Origin of the sequence: Flavobacterium sp. PS2 (assembly GCF_046250155.1) — a bacterium.
Lineage (GTDB): Bacteria > Bacteroidota > Bacteroidia > Flavobacteriales > Flavobacteriaceae > Flavobacterium.
Map to the genome: position 1 here is coordinate 3,563,178 of NZ_CP176426.1, position 17,934 is coordinate 3,581,111.

Genomic DNA, 17,934 nt, shown 5'->3' on the forward strand with positions numbered 1-17,934 from the left:
TAAGTAACCACTCAATTTGAGTGGTTTTTATATATTCTGTATCAAATGGGTTTATAAGATCTATATTTTTCTGATTTTTTCGCATCTGATACCCTAATACTAAATAAAAAATGAATTCAACTACCACCATAATTAATAAAGAAAATGAAATAAATGTAGAAAAAACACTTAGTTTTTTGCATCGTGACCACGTACAGTCATTAGAGTTATGTTCGATAATTCGTATGGGGATTAGACGAAAAATTGATCCAAAAAGAATTAAAAATTATGCAGATTGGTATTATATCAATCAATTAGTACCTCATTTTCAAATAGAAAAAGAGCATATTTTTCCAAATTTAGGAATGGAAAATGTATTTGTACACAAAGTTTTAATACAACATCGCAGATTGGCAAAGCATTTTATTAAAAAAAATGAAGTCGAAAAATCATTAAGTAGAATTGAAGATGACCTTGAAACATTAATACGCTTCGAGGAGAAAAATATATTTAATGCAATTAGAAATAATTTTCCGTCCTATCAAATTTTATTAAATGAAGAAGTGCTTTCTCATGAATTTAATAATAAAGAATGGGATGACATATTTTGGCAATGATGAACTAGTGAATTACGAAATTCATTTTCTAATCTAATAGATGTTAAGAGAGAAACAGATGATTAATATCAGACAACGATACTTAAAATAGAGCCAGAAGCGAGCAAGACTATTCATATCTACGTAGGTATTCATCACCACCTTAAATGTTGAAAAGGCCATCACGTAAAGGGAAAGTAGCAACTGAAATAATAGTTTTCAGAGATACCATCAATTTAATTGTAGTTACGCTTATATTAACCCTTATGATTTTTAGTAAATTGTATAGCTTTGTAAAGTATTAAAGAACGATATATTGTTTTTATGTGGCTGTATAAAGTGTTTAAACTAATAAAGTGATGGAAGTCATTCCGGTACGATCTATTAAGGATGCTACAAAAGAACCCCATTTATTGGGCAACTTCGCTATACGCACTATTGAATCATTATCAGAAGGGAAAGATATGGTTGAAAGCCTGCACAGGCATGACTTTTTCTATGTGTTGGTAATCAAGAACGGTGCAGGAAGTCATGAAATTGACTTTATTCCGTATCAGGTGACGAATAATTCCATATTCTTTATGAAGCCAGGCCAAGTACACCGGTTGACGTTGAAGGCGGGCAGTACAGGATATCTTCTTCAATTTAAAAATGGATTTTCTATCTCACAAGAGCTGCTGCGAAAACTGAGTCATAAAAGTATATGCACACTTGCCGATGGCAATGAGAATAGGCTAATTATACTTCTCGACGATATAGTAAGGGAATTTTTGGAAGAGCGCGAAGGATATCGGGAAGTAATAAAAGCAAACCTTAGTGTCTTTTTTATTGAACTATTAAGGCTCCGCCACAATAACGAAAGTAAGGCGATAGCTGCCAGACAGTATCCTCAGGAAAAACTAGATGAATTTTTTGAAATGCTCGACACAGGCATCGCACAATTCAAACAAGTTACCCATTATGCGGATATGCTTAATCTTTCGACCTATCAGCTTGGTGCTATTACCAGATCGTTGCTCAATAAGACTCCTTCAGATATAATCAGCGAGCATATCATCCTTGAGGCAAAGCGACAGCTCCTGGCCACTTCAGATCAGGTAAACCAGATTGCCTATTACCTTGGCTATGATGATCCCTCTTATTTTATCAGATTCTTTAAAAAGCACACAGGCCACTCGCCGGAGTCTTTCAGGATTATTTCAAAATAAGTCCTATTCAATCCCGTTTTTGTCCTATCCTTAGGGCTAAAGTCCTCTATAACTTTGTGGATATATAATAATCCCATAAGTACTCTATATGAAGACAAAAATGAAACTTATCGCATCCTTTAAGATCTGGCTTGCGATCTATCCCTCCATCACTTTGTTCCTGTTTCTTTTCGGGGAGACACTCTCCGGGCTGCCACTCTATGTGAGAACCTTAATCCTTACACTGGCACTTGTACCGTGGATTGTCTTTGCGGGTGTTCCGTTGGTCGATCTTTTGTTAGGTCGCTGGATTTCTTCACACGATAAAAAATGAAGCATGACACCCGAAGATAATTCTGGACTATCACGGCGCAAATTCATTGCACAGGTCAGTCTGGCTTTAACAACACTAGCTGTGCCAATTCAAGGCTTAGGCTTTATAAAACGACCTATTATGAAAGACAAAATACTATATGACGCCATCATTGTCGGTGGCAGCTATTCCGGCCTTGCCGCCGCGATGGCTCTTGGGCGCGCACTGAAACAGGTTCTTATTATCGATAGTGGAAAGCCCTGCAATGCGCAGACGCCACACTCGCACAACTTTCTTACCCAAGATGGAAATACCCCAGCAGGCATTGCAGCGGTGGCACGTTCACAGGTAGAACGATATGAGAATGTGAAATTTTATAACGGGCTTGTAACAACAGGGAAAAAGACTGATGATGGATTTGAAATATGCCTTGCCACAGATGAGGTATTTAGGGCAGGGAAATTAATCTTCGCCACAGGAATCAGGGATCTCATGCCTGCAATTGAAGGTTTTGCTGAGTGCTGGGGTATTTCTGTGATACATTGCCCATACTGCCATGGCTATGAAGTAAGGGGGTTGAGAACCGGTATTTTAGCCAATGGTGAACAGGCGTTTGATGTTGCAAGGCTTATTTCCAATTGGACCAAAGACCTTACCGTTTTTACAAACGGAAAAACAAGTCTAACCGATGAGCAGTCCCTTGCGTTGCAGGAGCATCAGATTACTATAATCGAAAAAGAAATTCAAAAACTAGAACATAATAACGGGTATATCAATACCATTTTTTTTAAAGATGGTACCAAATTTACTTTATCGGCTTTATATGCTCCAAGACCCTTTGAGCTTCAAAGCAGTATACCGGAAACTTTGGACTGTGAGCTTACAGAAAAGGGATATATTAAGACCAACGCTTTACAGGAAACTTCTGTACCTGGTATTTACGCCTGTGGGGATAACAGCACCCACATGCGTACGGTTGCCAATGCAGTAGCAATGGGCACTGCAGCTGGCATGTCTGTCAGTAAAAAAATAATCCTCGATCAGTTCCAGTATACTGCTTCAATGAAATACTAAGAATATTCACTTTTAAAATTTAAACAATGAAAATCATTTTAGTCGGTGCTACAGGCACCATGGGTACATATCTTGCCGCTGCCCTTGAAAAAGATCATGAAATCATTAGGGTAGCCTCTAAAGACAGCGATATTGATACGGATATCACTTCGGCAACATCAATAGAAAAAATGTTTCTTATGGCAGGTCCTTTTGATGCACTCATCTCTACAGCAGGTCCTACCTTTATGGGGCCTTGGAAAAAACTGAATAACGAGACTTTTCGCCTGGGAGTGGAAGGGAAAATGATGGGACAGATCAACCTGGTGCTCATCGGCCAGAAGCACATCAACCCAAAGGGATCATTTACTCTTATAACCGGCGCTTTGACGCATGAGCCCCAAATGAACTTTGCTAATGCATCGGCAGCCAATGGAGCCGTGGAAGGTTTCGTGCGCGGGGCAGCCATTGAATTGGAAAATGGTATCAGAATCAACGCGGTAAGCCCCACTGTTATTGAGAACTCCCCTCAGTATTTTCAGTACTTCCCCGGAGAGATTCCTACCACTATGAAACAGCTTGAATATGCATTCCGAAAAAGCCTGTTTGGCCATGTTACAGGTAAGGTTATACAACCATAACCTTCAGTATCGTTTAAAGCAACTTTTGTTATGTTGCTTTAAACTGTTTTAGAGGAGTTGATGGGACAATCGAAAACCTTATTCTCATTTTAATATTATCTTGATAGTTTGAAATCTGCATTTGAATTTTCTTTAAGAGCTGATAAACAAAGTATTCTTAATAATACCAATCCTTTTAAGTAATTAGATTTGTAAGACTATTAAAAGTGTTTAAGGTTTCAAAAATTATAGGGTTTGACTTTTTAATTAAAGTTGAACCTTTTTTCTAGGTAGTATCTCAATAATTATAAACATGGAACTAAATTATGAATAACTATATTTGGATTATGAAAATCAAAGACATCATATTGTTTCCATTTCAATTATTGCTTCTCATATTAAAAGCAATATCAAGATTCATTTTAAAAAATGAGAGAAACAAAGAAAGTAAAAAAAATGAAGAAAAATTTTCTGGTTTATATAAAGAGCTTAATACATTAAAAAAGGAAAAAGAAAATCTCTCTACAGAAAATAATTCCTTAACAGCAAGATTGAGTAGGTTCAAAGAAATCTTAGAGGACAGCCCAAATAATACTTTTGAACTTACTACAACCAAAAAAAAGGAACTTGTAATTATTTCATATTCTAATCAAAATTTATTTGATACCATAAGACTGTTTGGTGAAAATGGAAATGATAAATATGGGGATTGTAAAATAGAATTCACAAAACGTGGAGAAGAAATTCATATAGAAGGTTTCCAATCAAAAATAGAAGGAAAAGGAAAAGGATATGGTAGAGTACTCATGAATTTTACAATTAAAAAGGCATTAGAAAAGAATTTTAAAAGTATTACTGGTAAACTGTCAGATGTCGATTCAAAAAGTTTTAATTGGCTTATTCCTTTTTACGAATCATTTGGATTTAAATGCACTTTATACGAACCTGATGAAAAAATAATCGTTGGTAAGATAGAGTTAAATCTAAGAAAAGACACTATTCTATAAACTTTATAAGTTAGAGTTTTTTTTAATTATTTAAAATATAGTCCAATTATCATCAATGCTAAAGCAAAAAATAACCCAACTAACCATTTAATCATTTCAATCTTTGTATTTGCAAAATTCTCTTTTGATGCTAAAAATCTAGTACTCTTTTTAATCTCTTTATTCATTTTAGAGTTGATATAAATATTTAGATTTTTAGTTTTTAAAATTCTACAAGTGCAAATGTGCAAATTTTAATTTTCCCATTGATTTTGATTGGCCAGCTGTAAGCGATTTTTGTATTTTTTATTAAATTCCTTCAACTCTTTTTATACTGTTTTATATCAAAATCAAATGGTAAAATAAGGTAAAGTAAGCATGTTTAAAAAACGGTTCTATTCGGTTATAAGTAATTAATAATTTTACTAAATTTCAACTGAAAAATTATTTCCGTTCTCAATAGAACTAACAGTTTTTCGGCTTATTCCAGCTTTATCTGTGATGTCACTTTGTACGTAATCCATATTCTGGCGAAGCTTTTCAAGTTTCTGACAAATTAGAATCATGTACTCTTCTAGGGTATATACATTATAAATTAGCAAAACAGTAATTAGTGAGCACATATTACTCATATGTTTTTGGAGTAGTATAAAACAAAAAGCTATAGATAGATTTAGAAATAGATAAATGTAGTACTATACACCTATAGTAATTACTTATTTTTTTAATTAGGTAATGTTTAGGTGGCTATGTAAGGGGATTAAACGTATCACTAAGATTATAAAACCTAATTAGAGCTTAAGCTAATTGTATTATTCGATGTTGTGATTTATTTTGCTTTGTTGTTCTTTTTTAGACTTATCGAAATTTTGTACTTTTTGCCTCTCTTACTTAAATGATTTACTTTCATTGGATACAGGTTAAGGGGATGTATCAAAAATAGTTAAGCCTCAATACATGATATTGAGGCTTAATTAAATGTTATTTTTGCAAGAAATTACTTCCCGATACAGAAGTTAGCAACCAGTATTTACTGGGATTGACAGATCTCGAGGTACAATGGAGGTACAAAATCTGAACAAAACATTGCAAAAAATCAACAAACAAACCTTAATTTTCAAATTAGAATGTGGAGTTATTAAATTGTAATAACATCTTTTTTAAGAACACATTAGCCCAGTGGTTGAGGCAAATTTATTAAAATTATTTATAATAATATTATTCTATCTTTTTTTAGTCTGTATTGCTTAATTAAGTTAGCGGAGATATATGGCCAGCTGCAGATTCGAATCTAAACTTCTTAAGCAATCGTTTTGCTGGTTTTTAATTTTTCGAAATAACACTGTACCACGATTCTGCCACAAGAATTAAAATGATGATTATTAAAAGATAGGTAATGACATTTTAATTCTTTTGTAGCATTATTTAATTGAAATTAAATCGGTTTCAAATTATAATTTGCAACAAATTTCTGAAATTTTTGACAATAGTTAATCGTAATTTAGATCGCTTTCTATGTAATAATAAACTGCAATTAATATTTAAAAAAATAACTATAAAAGCTTAAATTATGAGAACTATTCTGCAACAACCATTAAATAAATTTGCCAAAAGTACTGTTCTATTAATTATAATGGTTACTACAGCATTTATTCCTTTTCAGAATGCCAAAGCACAAACAACCAAAAAACCGAATATTTTGATAATTTTTGGTGATGATATCGGACAATCGAATATTAGCGCCTATACCCATGGATTAGTAGGTTATCAAACCCCAAATATAGATCGTCTGGCTAAAGAAGGAACCATGTTTACGGATTATTATGCAGAGAACAGCTGTACAGCCGGTCGTTCGACACTTATTACGGGACAGAGCTGCTATCGTACCGGACTTTCTAAAGTAGGTATGCCAGGTGTTAACATAGGTCTGCAGGCTCGTGATATTACCATAGCTCAAGCCCTCAAGCCTTTGGGATATGCTACAGGGCAATTTGGAAAAAACCATTTGGGAGATTTGAATAAATACCTGCCAACTGTACATGGTTTTGATGAGTTCTTCGGAAACCTTTATCATTTAAATGCCGAAGAAGAACCTGAAGATCCGAGTTATCCCTATCAGGACTCAGCATTTGTAAAATCATATATGGTAAGAGGAGTTTTGAAATGTAAAGCTACAGATAAAGATGATCCGACCGTTGACCCACGTTTTGGAAAGGTAGGTAAACAAACCATTCAGGATTCCGGTCCTTTGACCAAAAAGCGAATGGAAACAATCGATGATGAAACCTTTGCAGCCGCGATTGATTTCATCAAAAGACAAAATGCTGATGGAAAACCTTTTTTTTGCTGGATGAATGCAACGCGTATGCATGCTTTTACTCATGTTCGTGAATCTTTGCGTGGAAAAAGCGGCATGCCAGACAATGAGTACGCGGATGGTATGCTTGAGCATGACACAGATATTGGGTTAATGTTAAAAGCATTAGATGATTTAGGTATAACAGAAAATACAATTGTTATTTATACAACAGATAATGGACCAAATATGTTTAGCTGGCCAGATGCTGCAATGTCACCATTCAGAAGCGAAAAAGACTCTAATTGGGAGGGTGCTTTTCGAGTTCCTGCTTTTATACGCTGGCCTGGCAATATCCCAGCCGGGAAAGTTTCTAATGAGATAATATCCGGATTGGATTGGTTTCCGACAGTACTTGCTGCAGCAGGCGAACCTACCATAAAGGAAAAACTTTTAACCAGTTATAAATCACAGGGTACGAATTTTAAAGTCCATTTGGATGGTTTCAACCAACTGCCTTATCTTACCGGAAAACAGCCAAAATCGGCAAGGACTGAATTCTATTATTTTAACGACGATGCAGAACTTGTATCGATGAGAATGAACGATTGGAAGATTGTTTTTCAGGAACAAAGAACTCAGGGAGGATTTGGTATTTGGGCTAATCCATTTACTCCGCTCCGTGTTCCAAAATTATTCAATCTGCGTCAGGATCCTTATGAAAGAGCCGATATTACTTCTTTCGTATATGAAAAGTGGTGGGCAACAAAAATGTATATTGTAGCCGAAGGTATTCAGAGAGGAGCAGCATTTTTGGAATCATTTGTTAGCTATCCCCCAAGTCAGGATCCTGCCAGTTTCTCAATTGATGCTATAAGCGGAAGAGTAAAAGACCAAATAAAAATGATTCATGCTCAGCAAAATGCAATTAGAAAATAATTTTCTAATTGCAAAAACAGATAATGTCTATAATAATTAGGAACGCAGTTTATAATCTATTTTCTTAATCTTGATATTTTTTGTAATTTTAGTTAAAACTGCTACATGCCAGATATATCATTAAAATTGAACAATAAGATATTTTGCACTCTTGCCCAAAATTATAACAAAAGCTTCACTTTGGAAGAATTGACTAAAATTGTAAGCTCTCATTTTGATTTAGCGAATAGTTATAGTGAGGATTTATCTTTGGAAAGAGAAAAGCAAGCAAAGGTTTTGGACGCTTTAATATTTTTGGCAGATACTGACCTGATATTTTTAAACCCGTTTACTGATGAAAGTTCCATTAAGATAAGGTTTAAAGCAGCTAATTAACTTTCTTTAATATCTGCGACAAACTTTTTTTGCATAATTAAAATAGAAATTCCAATTATCACAATCTTATAGGCCTGTGCAAAAAATATAAATAGGAATATTTAAAGAAATATTTTTGAAGAGCAGATATTTCATCTGCTCTTTTTTGTTGATTATTTACTAACTTCCTTTTTAATTAATAAAGCAAATATTTGTATTTGCTTTAGTTTGGTATTTTTTAGCTGATTGAATTAAGCGGAGATCTGCAGATTCGAACTTAACTGTTCGATCCACTATTATAACTCGTTTTCTATTTTTACAATATTGGTGTGCCACGATTCTGCCACGAAACTTCAAGTTTTAAATTACTTAAATACTTATATTTGATTCCGACAGATGCGACAGAACCCGAAACATTAATCTTGGACATTTCTTTTTGATTCAGACTATAAAATCATAGAGTTTAAGATGCTCGTGTGTAAATAAAAATTGTAATTTTGTTTATAACCATTTGTATGTCAGTGTTTTTTTTAGGCGGTTAGTTGTGATTATTTACCGTTCTAAACAAACGGTAAATGATATAAGAATTTAATTTAGATAAGATATGAAATCTAATGAGAAAAAAGACAAGTCAAAATTGCAAAAATCAGTTTACCCTAAAGTTGGAATTAGTGAGAACAATTGTAAATTAACCCTAGATGAATTAAGAAAGTGCGAAGGATTTGTAGATGTTTCAGATTTAGAAGGAGAAGAAATAGTTGAAAGTTTATATAAGCTTTCATTAATCGCTTATAATTATAGGCCAATCGAATAACTTTAAAAATTAAGTTTGGACGCCCTAAAAGTTTCGAACCTAAGCTTGTCAAACCTTTGTTTTGCTGGAATTTTAGTTTTATAAATTACATTGCGCCATGATTATGCCACAAAACTTTTAAATACTAAAATTTTAGGCCTGTGTTATAAAATTGTTTTGATTTTGTTTCTAATAGTACTTCTTTAAATTGTATCTTACTTGTACCTCAAATACATTTTATTCTACTCAATACTGTACAGTTAATTTCTGGAGTTGAAATTAGCATTATTGACTTTGGAGCCAGAAGTTAGCAAGCTACAGTTTATTAGGTGTTAGAGATTTTAGGTACAATAGGGGGGCAGATTTAAAGCTAAGCTCTACAGTCCTTGTCAATACTGATTTTTTTAGATATTTAAAACCTAATGCATCACCATTTCACCACAGAAAGCTAAAAGTTGGAATTTTTATTTTTTGTAGCTTAATAGTATCTCAACTTTATTTACATCTTGTTGTTATTGTAAAGTTACTTTCTGGAAGTGAAATTAGCATTATGTACTTTTATGACATTCAAAACCATTTTGTAAAATGGACTTTTGTCTATTTAAGTAGAGTGCTAAGAATATATAGGATAGGTAATTTTTCTAGGAAAAAGTTGCAGAATTTATGTATTTTTAGAAACTATTTCCCATGATAATTTCGAGTGGGTAGAATACTATTAAGATATGAGTGTTACACAGAACGGACCTGCAGGTTATGAATATCAATACTTAGCGAGCCTTTATTTATATTTACATTTTAGAAATGTTAAAAATGTTACCGGAGTTTATATCGACCGAGGAGGAAAAGGTGATTTATGTCTGACTGTGGAAGATACAGATGGAACTGAGCAGGCTTATGAATTTGAATGCAAAGAGAGAAAACCTGGTCTGGATATAGATTATTTCATAAAATGTTTGTCTAGGTTTGATCCCAGAAGTAATAATAAGTATGTGCTTTCAAAACTGCATGATGGAACGACTGAACATTTTTATATATTTACCTCATCCCGAGCGGAGCAGTTTAGCTCTGACTTTTCGATTATTGTAAATAACGCAAGTTTAGAAAAACATACAAAAAAGGTAGCTAAAAGACTTCTTAATGAATTTAGAAACTCTATAATAAATAAGCGTACTGAAACCGCTACACGTAATATCTTCATTTCTGATCATCTGAAGGGACTCGATGTACCTCAAGTGGGTTCGATATTAGAAAAGATAACAATTGTCGACCAAGTTGATAAAAAAGTACTTAATGAAAGAATAACCAGATTACTTGGCGATCGCAAGATCGCAATATCTGTGCAGGAGAATTTAGTACCTAAATTATTGCAGATTATTAAGGACGGGAGAGAATCAGGGGGAAACATTCTTGAGGTCTTAAATTCTTTAATTAGTGAAGCACTTCCCTTTTTACCACAACTTCTTAAATCTTACATTAAGATAGGAGATGAGGATATATTACTAAAGGAGTTAAAAGAGAATAAACTTTTATTACTTTCGGGTGCTTCGCTCTGTGGAAAAACGCAACGATGCTATTATATAGTCAATTTGTTATCTATGGAATTTCCTATATTTAAATATTTGGTGACAAATGACATTCAAACTGCTGAAAAATTTATATTAAGTAACAGCGAAGATGAAGGACGTATTTGTTATCTCGAGGACCCTCTTGGTCAATATCCGGGAGATAGTGATAACGCAAGATGCAAACAACTTGAAAATTTGATCAATAACCTTCCTAAAGAAAAAGATCGCTACCTGATTTGCACATCGACAACACAGGTGACCAACTCACTTAGTAATAGAGGATATCTTTCCTCGTTTAAATGGCATGACTTAACGCTAACAGACGAATCAAAAGCTTTTGAGATTTGGTCTGCAATGACTGCGTCCTCGGTAAAGATAAATCAGACAGTCAATAAATTGATCAAAGAAGCTATTTCGGTTTCAGATGGTAAGGATCTTCTGCAGCCAGGACAGCTGGCATTTCTATCAAAGTACGATTTCAATGCTATTCCCTCTAGTGTTGCAGAAATAAGACATCTTGCGCAGTTTAGAGCTCAGGATATAACAAATTTGATCCTGAAGGAGAAAAGTCTAATTCTAGCAATGGAAATTATGGCAATGGGGGCAACAACGCACTTTGGATTGTCCCATACGGAGCTGGAATATATGAGTGAAAAGGACAAGGAATACCTACCGGGTATTAACAAGTTTGATCCATTCTCTGCCGGTAGTGGTTTGATTGGACGAAATATAAAAGACTATACAATTTGTACATATAAAGAATTTGAATACGGTCAAAATGATCTCATAAACTCTGTTTCAAACCTAATTGACCTGGGATACCTGAGTGTTTTTGCAAACCAATATGTCTTTGCGCATCCCATTTATCAAGAAGCAGCTCGAAAACTTTGGTCAGGCGATAACCCCATTAGATTTAACTGTGCTTTGCAAAATTTAAGAAAACTTATTGGTTGTCTGAATTCTAAGATTGTATTGCATGCAGTTAAAAATCTTCATTTATTATTTAAGAATGCTACAACCACTGATCAGCAACAGCAAATTATCAAACTTGGGGAATTAGCGACAAAGTCTACATTTGTTGTTGTACGAGAAGAAGCTGCTCTTTTTCTTATTTCTTATTTTGAAATTTTAAATAGTGAGCAAAAAGGGAATCTTTGGACACTATTTGAGAGGCGGGTTGAATCAGGAAGATCGACGTATTTTTGGCAGGATGATATAGCTTTTGTCCCGGATGTGGAAGATATTGAACGAGAATGGTCAAAAAATTACTTAAGCAAAACAGAAATCGAGCAAGCATGGTCTGACTATCTAAAGCAAGATGCTTTATTGCCTTCTGAAAATGCAGGCGAGCTTTTAGAATCAATGATTCGTATCAGCAGGGTTACAATAAGTCAACTCCATTATGATGTGACAGCTTTGAAATCTTTTCTCCGCTATGATGAGGCATTCATTCGAGAGGATGCAGCATACCTGCTTGCGGCTAGTATTTCGGAGGACACCTTTGACCAACTTAAGGAGATCTATTTTGAAAATGATGCTTTTGTAAAGTTGCAACTTATAAAGGGACTATTTCGCTCATATCCTTATTTTAATAATAAAAGTAAACAGAAAGAAGTTTTTGATTTTATGCTTTCAATTTTTGACGATCCTTTTGTCGTTTTTGGGGCAATTCCTCTATTTACTCAATTTTCAGCGGGTTATAGTACTGCAACGTTTGACTGGTGGTATGAAATTGCGGAGGCAGCTTATAAACCAATGTGGTACTTATGGGGTGAGCTTATGATAATACTTTTTAAACACCTTCCTACTGATGCCAGAATTAATGAAGGTCGTTTTCAGGGTACTCTTGAGGAGGCTTTAATTACAGACAAAAGCAAAGTAGCAATACTTTGTGCATACACAGGATGGTTGCAGCGTTACTACCAAGATCCTAAAAGATCTTTCATGATGGTTGAAGTATTTTTTCCTTTTTTAAATGAAACATTTTCTAAAATTAATAAAGCAAGACGTCTAGAGTTAGTAAAACAAATGCTGGGATTTAATGATGATTACTTCCAGTTGAATCTAATAAACCTATTGGTGTTAAAATGGAAAATATTGAACAAAGAAGAACAAAATATGCTTATCGAAAAAATTCCAAATCTTTCCAATAATGCAAAAATTATAGTTTTTTGCAACAAGGAATCTTGCGAGGAATTACAGATAGCAGCAAAAGGATTTTCAATTGCTGGAAAAGATGTAGAAACAGTTGTTGGACTACTGCGAGATTGCCTATTGGAAGAAATTATATACGCAAATTACGTTGACCTCTCAGTTCAACAAATCTCTTCTAAAAACGAAGAGTTATGGAATGCTGTTCTAAAATATTGTTTACTTCATCCAGAAGAGAAAGCTTTTGTTTTAGCATTAAAAATATTCATTGAGGACATTTTTTATTTTCGCAGGACAAGAAATGGGCTTTGGGATAATTCGGAAGATCTATTCAGTAACATAATATCTAATTGTAATCAAATATTATCGAAATATACAGCTTCGGTCCTTATTTTATATCTTATGGATGATAGATATATTGAGATTGGAAAATACTTAAAGATATTATACGAAGCTGTTAACGAAGAAATACGCGAATTTACAAGGGTAACAATTTGCGAGAACATTGAGAGTATATCAAACGCTTCAAACTGGAACGTAGCTAAGGATTATATATCTAGAGACTTTGAAAGTGAATATTTAGCTAGTGATATAACAATATTTAAGCTAATGGACGCGGGCTTGTCTGATGACACTGATGTTGAAATTAATAAAGCTTTCGGGACATTTGCTGCATTTGCAATAAAAAATAAGAAGATTAGATTGGCTGCAACAATGCAGGTAATTAACAATTGGTTTGGGAAAAATGCGTCTTTATTAAATGACGAACAGAGACAAACAATAGGCTTCTCATGGCAGTATTTATCAGCAAAATGCAATGAGCAAAAAAAAGAAATGGAGTTAGTTATCAAGAATATTTTTAATGAATACCTTGGGAGAGATGATATGCATTTTAATTTGTAGGTATTGAATGATGGACGTACAGGTCGTTAAATTCTTAAATATATTGGAGTAATTAATTATAAACCAAATCATAAAGACGCTTTTTTTATAATTCATTTATTAAGTGGTTCCTGAATGATGGAATTGGTAGGAACAAGTCATTTTAAATTTACATACAGAATTCATCAGAAATTGATATAGCGTATGATGGGAAAAGATTGTTGAAAGATTAAGAAGCTATTAGGCCATTTTTACTCTTGTGATATTTTAGTAGCAATTGTTCCATTCTAAGAAGCAAGGTACCTTCTTTGGGATTTCCCGTTGGATCCTCCAGTTCATTTATAGTTTTACTGACATGGAATTTTTTGGTTTCAAATTCGCAGGTAAATCTGGGAAATTCGTTGTGGGAAACGATCCAATTGTCTGCTAAGATTTCATTTATCTTAAATTTTTTCATTGCGGGGCAGGACAAATTTTATGCATGCTTTTAAACTTTAATTCTACGGGATTATTATGGCATAACTGCAACCAATAGGTTTAAACTTCTTTTGATAATTGTAAAGAATTATCTATATATTTGGTTTAAATATTGTACGACTTTTGTCGTATATATCTATCCAAAAGTGGGAGGCTTTATGTGATCTTATCATACGGAAATGTAAGTTGCTGGTAATTATTATAACGATTGTACTATGGAAGATACACTAAATCAAATTGAAGAATTATTTAATAGTGCAAAATCAAAAAATGAGTTTCAATTTCTTTTAACAATTCTAAATTATAAACACATTGGAAGTCCTGATGAAGCCTCTAATCTGAAAGAATGGTTTAGCGCATTAGAATTCTACAAAAATTTATATAGCGAAAAGGAAGGTAACGAAAAAGTCCGCATTGGTCTACTTATCTATTCCACTTTTTTCGAAAACAGTGATTTTTACAATATAATAGGTAGTCTTTGCTTAAACGCTCTTGATTTTGGAGGTTCATCACGTTTATTTTGGAAAACAAAAAAACAAGAACGCCTTTTGGGAACTGGAGAAAAAATAAGAGCTATTAAAGAAAAATTAAGCGATTGCAATTATGATAAACTAATAGATTTTTTCGAAAATGTACATTACGAGCAGATTAGAAATACATTTTTCCATTCAGCATATGGTATAAGCGGAGATGATTATGTTTTATTTGACTCTGAACCAATTATTATCGATGGCACAATTCATTATCGAGTATCAATTCAAAAATTTCTCATCCCATTAATTGAGAATGTAATTGTCTTTTTTGATAAGTTTAGAACTGAATATGTAAAAGCATTTGAAGTGTATTCTGAAGAAAAAAGTATTAAAGGACATTTTCCAGATCTAAAAGATGTTGTAGTTCACGGTACAGAAAAGGGATTAAAAGGTATTACCATTAAAAAAACATCTAATTTTTATGGAGAATGGTATGATGCAAGTATTCTATTTGATGAGGCGTATGGATTCTGGACTGCTACAAACATAAATTTTAGTTTTCCGCAACAGGAGACTATCGAGATTGATGAAGCACTTAGAAGATATGAATCAAAGCAAGATATTAAAACAAGTAATGCAGAGTTTAACAACTTAGTTGATAAAATAACTGAACGAAGATTCGAAAGAGAAATGATCCGAATAATAGATTTACTTGTAAAGTATGGTAATGAAAAATATGATAAGTGGAAAAATGAAACAAATAATTTTAAAAAAGAAAGTATAAAAAAACTACCATTGCCTTTTTACGAAAAAGTAATTGAAATAAATCAGCATTTAGATACAAATGAAATTTTGAAACGAATTAGTGAATTAAAACAATTACCACCAACTGCTACGACGGATTAAAGCCAATAATTTGTTTAACGGAAAGTCGGTTTTGGATTCGGCAAATGCAAAATAAGGCCATATTCCAGTTCCAAATCCGTTGCAATATCAGAACGTTAGCCAACAATTCGAAACACATCTAAACCAAAATATTCTATGATAAGAAGAAAATTATATTGCTTATTCTTCATTCTTTTTATATCATTTACAACTTACGCAAGTTCTCAAAGTGACAAGTTAGAAAAGCAAAAATTTGAATTTGAAAAATTAAACGAAAAACGAAAGGCAGAATATGAGCTTATTAAGGCTTTGATAACAGGGTTTTCATTATTGATACCATTGTTATTGGGCATTTATACAGTTCGTTCTCAAATAAAAAGCGCAAGAGAATTAAAAAAAATTGAATCTGAAAACTTGTTTGCTTTGAAAGCAGCCGAAATTGTTATGTCAGCTAAAAATGCTCATGGAATAAAAAGTAAAGCCGAGGTTCTACTAGCAATTTTCAAGGATAGATTACCTGAAAATTTCATTTCTTCGTTTGACCCAAAAAACTATCATAATCCCGGACCAAGTTCTGAATCAAAATTGGAATTACTAAAATTGATTAATAACAATCCAGAAAAAGAAGAAGACATTGTAAAATTATGGTTGAGAATGTATCCCGGTGATTCAATTGAAAAATTATTTCCAGGCGACTTAGAAAATACTTAAATAGAAATTGACGAACAGGTAAGACAACAAATTTAGGTAATTGGATTACTTTAAAGTTGGTTTTGTATTTGTGCTGATTTGGCAAATCCCAATAAAGGGCTTAATTTAGTTCAATTCCTGATATAGTGCTAGAACGTTATCATCAATGTTAAAGGATAACATTATCAAATAAATATACGAATGACAGGAGTAACATATGTTTTAATAATTGCGGTGGAAGACTATTTTGAAAGTTCAGATTTTCCAAAAGTCGCTTATGCAAAAAAAGATGCTGAGGACTTGATTGACGCATTTAAAAAATTAGGTTATGAGGATGAAGATTTTGTAGTCTTAATTAATGAAAAAGCAACAAGAACAGCGATTATTCAAAAAGTAAAAAAGATTAGCGAAAGAGCGTTAGAGAATGATAGAATTATATTCTACTTCGCTGGCCATGGCTTTTATGAAAATGGAGAAAACCTATTGGGTTCTGTAGATGCTATCAAAACAGCAAAACCAGATACCTGTGTACCAATAAATACGATTTTAGGATATTTAAAAAGGTCACTTTCAAAACATAAAATTTTATTTCTCGATTGTTGTCACAGCGGTTTCGAAGCAGGGGAGTATATTCGTGATGGATTGGATAGCTTTGAAGCTGATGAATTGGTCTATCAATTTAGACAAGAAGAATATTTTATTGGCTTTGGAAGTTGCAAAACAAATCAAACATCATTCTCGCATCCAAATTTAAAAAATGGAGTATGGTCTCATTTTTTAATTAAAGCCTTGTCAGGAGATGCGGAAGGTGTTTACAAGAAAGGACTTTTATTCAGTGACAAATTACAAGCATATCTTAATAAAGAAACTGCTGAATATGTTAAGTTAAATACTGTAGCTAAAAAAGACCAAACACCCATAAAATTTGGAAGTGAAACTGATAAATTTATTATAGCGGATCTGAATCCAATTTTTGAAGAAAACAAAAGAAATCGAAAAATTTCTGATATAACATTTACAAATATATCATTGTTAAGTGAAGAATCTGATTCAGTGAAAAGTCTTCCGGGTTTTCAAAAGAGTTACCATAAAGTGCCAACTTATGTTGGTGCTACTCCCAACGGTTTTATTCAAGAACTTGCAAATAAAATAATTGAAGATGAAATCAGTTATTTAAGTGAATCTCTAAAAAAGGAATTAGGATATAAAAGAGTAGAAATTAGACCAAGCACAGATAAAGGTAGCGGATCAATAGAAACACCTGATTTTGATTATACCATTACCATTACACAGTCAGAATCAAACCCAAGTGAATATGTTGTTATTCGGAGTCTTGAAAATTTTAAAAATTCAGATATTGTTAAAAATTCAGGTTTTAATAAAGTTTTTTCAAGACATTTCAATAAACTCACGTTTGACCTTAGTAAATCAATTAAAATTGAAAACCTAATTGACAAAGTTGAGGCCTTAGAAGAAAATTCTCCTATAACTGTAGATTATAATCCTTCTAATTTAAACTCATGTAAAATATTCATTGAAGGTTTAGATTATGAAATTTTCGTAGAAAGCAATTCTATAAGCATAACAACTACTTATGAGACAAGTCCTGAAAAACTAATTAATGCCTTCAGAGAAACTCATAAAGCCATATTACAAAACCCTAAATTAAAGATGTTAGAATAAAGGACTTAATAG

13 protein-coding genes are annotated in these 17,934 nt (G+C 33.0%); 12 read left to right on the forward strand and 1 reads right to left on the reverse strand.

The window, feature by feature from the left end:
* Positions 1-110 precede the first annotated feature (110 nt).
* The 5 genes from ACJ6WR_RS15650 to ACJ6WR_RS15670 all read left to right on the forward strand — a co-directional run bounded on the left by ACJ6WR_RS15650 (position 111) and on the right by ACJ6WR_RS15670 (position 4,755).
* On the forward strand, positions 111-596 hold the full coding sequence (locus ACJ6WR_RS15650; protein ID WP_409415717.1) for a hemerythrin domain-containing protein: 486 nt from the start codon (positions 111-113) through the stop codon (positions 594-596).
* A 338-nt stretch (positions 597-934) separates the two neighbouring features.
* Positions 935-1,783 (forward strand): AraC family transcriptional regulator, encoded by an 849-nt coding sequence (locus ACJ6WR_RS15655; RefSeq protein WP_409415718.1) that lies wholly within the window; start codon positions 935-937, stop codon positions 1,781-1,783.
* Between the two features lie 316 nt (positions 1,784-2,099).
* Positions 2,100-3,149: an FAD-dependent oxidoreductase gene (locus ACJ6WR_RS15660; RefSeq protein ID WP_409415719.1), complete on the forward strand. Its 1,050-nt coding sequence runs from the start codon at positions 2,100-2,102 to the stop codon at positions 3,147-3,149.
* 26 nt (positions 3,150-3,175) lie between these two features.
* Positions 3,176-3,769, forward strand: a complete 594-nt coding sequence (locus ACJ6WR_RS15665) for a short chain dehydrogenase (protein WP_409415720.1) — start codon at positions 3,176-3,178, stop codon at positions 3,767-3,769.
* Between the two features lie 326 nt (positions 3,770-4,095).
* Entirely contained in the window at positions 4,096-4,755 is a 660-nt protein-coding gene (locus tag ACJ6WR_RS15670; RefSeq protein ID WP_409415721.1) for a hypothetical protein, read from the forward strand.
* Between the two features lie 404 nt (positions 4,756-5,159).
* Here the strand turns inward: ACJ6WR_RS15670 and ACJ6WR_RS15675 are convergent, their stop codons facing one another.
* Positions 5,160-5,366, reverse strand: a complete 207-nt coding sequence (locus tag ACJ6WR_RS15675) for a helix-turn-helix domain-containing protein (protein ID WP_409415722.1) — start codon at positions 5,364-5,366, stop codon at positions 5,160-5,162.
* A 938-nt stretch (positions 5,367-6,304) separates the two neighbouring features.
* Between ACJ6WR_RS15675 and ACJ6WR_RS15680 the strand changes: the two genes are divergently transcribed.
* The 7 genes from ACJ6WR_RS15680 to ACJ6WR_RS15710 all read left to right on the forward strand — a co-directional run bounded on the left by ACJ6WR_RS15680 (position 6,305) and on the right by ACJ6WR_RS15710 (position 17,922).
* On the forward strand, positions 6,305-7,969 hold the full coding sequence (locus tag ACJ6WR_RS15680) for an arylsulfatase (RefSeq protein WP_409415723.1): 1,665 nt from the start codon (positions 6,305-6,307) through the stop codon (positions 7,967-7,969).
* A 105-nt stretch (positions 7,970-8,074) separates the two neighbouring features.
* Complete coding sequence (locus ACJ6WR_RS15685; protein ID WP_409415724.1) at positions 8,075-8,344, forward strand: hypothetical protein; 270 nt, start codon at positions 8,075-8,077, stop codon at positions 8,342-8,344.
* A gap of 583 nt (positions 8,345-8,927) precedes the next feature.
* Complete coding sequence (locus tag ACJ6WR_RS15690) at positions 8,928-9,137, forward strand: hypothetical protein (RefSeq protein WP_409415725.1); 210 nt, start codon at positions 8,928-8,930, stop codon at positions 9,135-9,137.
* A 701-nt stretch (positions 9,138-9,838) separates the two neighbouring features.
* Positions 9,839-13,735 carry a hypothetical protein gene (locus tag ACJ6WR_RS15695; protein WP_409415726.1) on the forward strand — a complete coding sequence of 1,299 codons (3,897 nt, stop codon included), beginning with the start codon at positions 9,839-9,841 and terminating at the stop codon, positions 13,733-13,735.
* A 671-nt stretch (positions 13,736-14,406) separates the two neighbouring features.
* Entirely contained in the window at positions 14,407-15,570 is a 1,164-nt protein-coding gene (locus tag ACJ6WR_RS15700) for a hypothetical protein (RefSeq protein WP_409415727.1), read from the forward strand.
* Positions 15,571-15,705: 135 nt separating this feature from the next.
* Positions 15,706-16,260, forward strand: coding sequence for a hypothetical protein (locus tag ACJ6WR_RS15705; protein WP_409415728.1), 555 nt, complete (start codon positions 15,706-15,708; stop codon positions 16,258-16,260).
* A gap of 180 nt (positions 16,261-16,440) precedes the next feature.
* The gene (locus tag ACJ6WR_RS15710; RefSeq protein WP_409415729.1) at positions 16,441-17,922 is read left to right on the forward strand and encodes a caspase domain-containing protein; all 1,482 of its coding nucleotides are present in this window, start codon (positions 16,441-16,443) and stop codon (positions 17,920-17,922) included.
* The last annotated feature ends 12 nt before the right edge of the window (positions 17,923-17,934 follow it).

Bases quoted from the DNA above. Each gene is read 5' to 3' on its own strand.
- ACJ6WR_RS15650 (WP_409415717.1), top strand. From the start codon at position 111: ATGAATTCAACTACCACCATAATTAATAAAGAAAATGAAATAAATGTA.
- ACJ6WR_RS15655 (WP_409415718.1), top strand. From the start codon at position 935: ATGGAAGTCATTCCGGTACGATCTATTAAGGATGCTACAAAAGAACCC.
- ACJ6WR_RS15660 (WP_409415719.1), top strand. From the start codon at position 2,100: ATGACACCCGAAGATAATTCTGGACTATCACGGCGCAAATTCATTGCA.
- ACJ6WR_RS15665 (WP_409415720.1), top strand. From the start codon at position 3,176: ATGAAAATCATTTTAGTCGGTGCTACAGGCACCATGGGTACATATCTT.
- ACJ6WR_RS15670 (WP_409415721.1), top strand. From the start codon at position 4,096: ATGAAAATCAAAGACATCATATTGTTTCCATTTCAATTATTGCTTCTC.
- ACJ6WR_RS15675 (WP_409415722.1), bottom strand. From the start codon at position 5,366: ATGAGTAATATGTGCTCACTAATTACTGTTTTGCTAATTTATAATGTA.
- ACJ6WR_RS15680 (WP_409415723.1), top strand. From the start codon at position 6,305: ATGAGAACTATTCTGCAACAACCATTAAATAAATTTGCCAAAAGTACT.
- ACJ6WR_RS15685 (WP_409415724.1), top strand. From the start codon at position 8,075: ATGCCAGATATATCATTAAAATTGAACAATAAGATATTTTGCACTCTT.
- ACJ6WR_RS15690 (WP_409415725.1), top strand. From the start codon at position 8,928: ATGAAATCTAATGAGAAAAAAGACAAGTCAAAATTGCAAAAATCAGTT.
- ACJ6WR_RS15695 (WP_409415726.1), top strand. From the start codon at position 9,839: ATGAGTGTTACACAGAACGGACCTGCAGGTTATGAATATCAATACTTA.
- ACJ6WR_RS15700 (WP_409415727.1), top strand. From the start codon at position 14,407: ATGGAAGATACACTAAATCAAATTGAAGAATTATTTAATAGTGCAAAA.
- ACJ6WR_RS15705 (WP_409415728.1), top strand. From the start codon at position 15,706: ATGATAAGAAGAAAATTATATTGCTTATTCTTCATTCTTTTTATATCA.
- ACJ6WR_RS15710 (WP_409415729.1), top strand. From the start codon at position 16,441: ATGACAGGAGTAACATATGTTTTAATAATTGCGGTGGAAGACTATTTT.